This is a genomic window from Mesorhizobium sp. M2A.F.Ca.ET.042.01.1.1, assembly GCF_003997405.1.
GTDB lineage: Bacteria > Pseudomonadota > Alphaproteobacteria > Rhizobiales > Rhizobiaceae > Mesorhizobium.
On record NZ_RZRX01000499.1, the window covers coordinates 1 to 1998 of the forward strand.

At 63.3% G+C, this 1998-nt stretch carries 2 protein-coding genes; one reads left to right on the plus strand and one right to left on the minus strand.

Features of this window, described 5'->3' with window-relative positions; translation table 11 throughout:
• Nucleotides 1-132 precede the first annotated feature (132 nt).
• Nucleotides 133-291 (plus strand): hypothetical protein, encoded by a 159-nt coding sequence (locus tag EOA23_RS36165; protein WP_210212522.1) that lies wholly within the window; start codon nt 133-135, stop codon nt 289-291.
• A gap of 157 nt (nt 292-448) precedes the next feature.
• On the opposite strand, the gene groL is transcribed toward EOA23_RS36165, so the two are convergent.
• On the minus strand, nt 449-1998 hold a 1550-nt coding region (gene groL, locus EOA23_RS34195), incomplete at its 5' end, for a chaperonin GroEL (protein ID WP_127307270.1).

The window sequence follows — 1998 nt, forward strand, 5'->3', positions numbered from 1 at the left end:
CAAAACGACAGCAAAGGTTCGACCGAAAATAATGCTGAGCAAATCCCGGTCCGCGAACGCCGCATCCAGCGGGTTTCAAGCGTTGTAGCCGCGTTCCTTCACATTATGGGCTGCTGCGGATAACTGACGGTTTTGCGCGAGGACAACCGCGCCATCTTCCGCGCCGCAAGCCATGCCTCGAAAGCCGCCGATTTCCTGCTTGGCCGCAATGTCGATGTCGAAGGCGAGGCACATGCCGAAACCGCCTATGGGAGCGCGCAATCCTCACACGCGACCGCCTTGCGCCTCTGATGACGCAAAGCCGCGCGCAACCAACTCGACAGTTCTTTTGAGGTTGCCCTAACGCCGATGGCCGGCGTTGGCGTCGATCGTTCATCGGACCGAGGTTCGCAAAAAAAGAGGGCGGCATTGATGCCGCCCTCTCGTTGCGAAAGCTGCCAGAGCTGGATTAGAAATCCATGCCGCCCATGCCGCCCATGCCGCCGCCGCCCATGCCGCCAGGCATGCCGCCGCCAGCCGACTCCTTCTTCGGAGCCTCCGCGATCATGGCTTCGGTGGTGACCAGCAGGCCGGCGACCGAGGCCGCGTCCTGAAGAGCCGTACGGACAACCTTGACCGGATCGACGATACCCATGGCGATCATGTCGCCATACTCGCCGGTCTGGGCGTTGTAGCCGAAGGTCGCGCCCTTGTTCTCAAGGATCTTGCCGGCAACGATCGATGCTTCCGCACCGGCGTTGGCCGCGATCTGGCGGGCCGGAGCCTGAAGCGCACGACGCACGATGTTGATGCCGGCGGCCTGGTCGGCATTGACGCCGGTGGCCTTGATGTTGGCCGAAGCGCGCAGCAGCGCGACGCCACCACCAGCAACGATGCCTTCTTCGACGGCCGCGCGGGTCGCGTTGAGGGCGTCATCGACGCGGTCCTTCTTTTCCTTGACTTCGACTTCCGTCGCACCGCCGACGCGGATCACCGCAACGCCGCCGGCGAGCTTCGCCAGACGTTCCTGCAGCTTCTCCTTGTCGTAGTCCGAAGTGGTCTCTTCGATCTGCTGCTTGATCTGGGCAACGCGGCCCTGGATCTCGGCCTTCTTGCCGGCGCCGTCGACGATGGTGGTGTTCTCCTTGGAGATCGACACCTTCTTGGCGCGGCCGAGCATGTTGAGGCCGACATTCTCGAGCTTGATGCCGAGGTCTTCCGAGATGACCTGGCCACCGGTCAGGATGGCGATGTCTTCCAGCATGGCCTTGCGGCGGTCACCGAAGCCCGGAGCCTTGACGGCGGCGATCTTCAGGCCACCGCGCAGCTTGTTGACGACCAGCGTGGCCAGGGCCTCGCCTTCGACGTCTTCCGAGATGATGAGCAGCGGCTTCGAGGTCTGAACGACAGCCTCAAGGACCGGCAGCATGGCCTGCAGGTTGGAGAGCTTCTTCTCGTGCAGCAGGATGTAGGCGTCTTCCAGATCGGCGACCATCTTGTCGGCGTTGGTGACGAAGTAGGGCGAGAGGTAGCCGCGGTCGAACTGCATGCCTTCGACGACTTCCAGCTCGGTCTCGGCGGTCTTGGCTTCCTCGACGGTGATGACGCCTTCGTTGCCGACCTTCTGCATCGCTTCCGCGATCATCTTGCCGACCGACTCGTCGCCATTGGCCGAGATCGTGCCGACCTGGGCGACTTCCTCGGAGGTCTTGATCTTCTTGGCGGCCTTGCCGAGAGCGGCGACGACTTCACCGACGGCGAGGTCGATGCCGCGCTTGAGGTCCATCGGGTTCATGCCGGCGGCAACGGCCTTGTTGCCCTCCTGCACGATCGCCTGGGCGAGAACGGTAGCGGTGGTCGTGCCGTCGCCGGCGATGTCGTTGGTCTTCGAAGCGACTTCGCGGACCATCTGGGCGCCCATGTTCTCGAACTTGTCCTCAAGCTCGATCTCCTTGGCGACGGTGACGCCGTCCTTGGTGATGCGCGGGGCGCCGAACGACTTGTCGATGACGACGTTGC